The sequence below is a fragment of the Pantoea sp. EKM20T genome (assembly GCF_011800485.1).
GTDB classification, from domain to species: domain Bacteria; phylum Pseudomonadota; class Gammaproteobacteria; order Enterobacterales; family Enterobacteriaceae; genus Pantoea; species Pantoea agglomerans.
Genome location: NZ_JAALFW010000033.1, coordinates 1 through 1406, shown reverse-complemented (window position 1 = coordinate 1406; position 1406 = coordinate 1). Strand labels below are relative to the sequence as shown.

Genomic DNA, 1406 nt, shown 5'->3' with positions numbered 1-1406 from the left:
TGGCCGTCGGCGCCGTAGCGGCGCGCCATCACGCCGTCGCCGCTGTTGTCCAGTCCGTTAACGTTGGACTCGTAGACAATCAGAAAGCCGCCGTCGGTCAGCGCTATCACCTGCGGGCTGTCCTGATTGTTGGCCGTGCGCTGGTTCACCTGCTGCTCGGTGCCGATTTTACGTATACCGTCGGCCTCAAAGAGCTGCATGTAAACCTCAGTGCCGGAGACACCTGCGCCCTGCCACGTCACCACGATGCGGCCGTCCGCCAGCCGGGTCGTCGACGGGTTAAGCTGATCGCCTGTGGTAGTGGTGTTCACCTGCATACTTTCATTCAGCAAGCTATACGTAGCCAGTGCAGATCCCTGGAAGGCCACTGTATCGCCCTTGTTCCCTGCTGGATCGATAGCGTAGATCTCTCCTGACTCGCCAGCTGAGATTGGGTTAGGTGCTATCACCCATTTACCCTGCTGATCGGCTACTACGCTATATTCCGTGCCGTTCTTATCGACAATAACAACCACAACGCCAGGCTCAGTAACACCGCTCAGTGACTCCTCTGAGTTTCCTGAAATCCCAACGTTAGGCGCTGTGATATCGATAATAAAATCCCAGCTACTGCTGATTTCACTGACGTTACCTGCAGCATCCGTTGCCGTCGCCGTAATACCGTGTGTCCCTTCCAGCAGGTTAGTGGTCGGCGTATAGCTCCACTCACCCTGTGCATCTGCCGTCACTGTCGCAAGCAGGATGCCATTGTCATAAAGCGTAACCAGCGAGCCTTTTTCCGCCTTGCCGGTAAAGGTCGGCGCCGGATCGTCAATGACATTACCTGCCACTGGTGAGGTGAACTGCAATGTACCGACGTCATCCTGTAATGACTGGATGATCACTGGTTCTGGCGGTGTGGTATCCACATTCAGGGTAAATTTCGCCTCGCTGCTGTTGCCCGCTGCGTTAGTTACCGATGCCGTAAAGACGTGCTCACCATCAGCCAGCTCCGCCACCGCGAACGTCCATACGCCGCTGCTGTTTGCCGTGCTGCTGCCCAGCACCGCGCCCGATTGGTCGCTGATGGTCACCACCGCGCCCGCTGCCGCCGTGCCCTGCAGCTCCGGCGTGCTGTCGTCGGTCAGGCCGCCGTTCAGTACCGCGCCGGTGATGCTTCCCGCATCGTCGTTCGCCTGGTCAATGCTCAGCTCCACGCTGCTGCTGTCCAGCCTGAAGGTCGCGCGCTCGCCGCGGGTTTCGTTCCCCGCCGCGTCCGTCACCTTCACCTGCCAGCTGTGCTCCCCGTCCGTCAGCGTGCCCAGCGCCAGTGTCCAGTTGCCGTCCGCGTCCGCCACCGTGCTGCCTGCCGGCGTGCTGCTGTTGTCCAGATATACCGTCACCGTCGCGCCCGCTTCCGCCGTGCC

Annotated in this window: 1 protein-coding gene; it reads right to left on the bottom strand. The window is 60.1% G+C overall.

Going from position 1 to position 1406, the window contains the following annotated elements:
• A partial coding sequence (locus HFD94_RS22750) for an Ig-like domain-containing protein (protein ID WP_243234819.1) occupies positions 1-1406 on the bottom strand: 1406 nt, incomplete at both ends.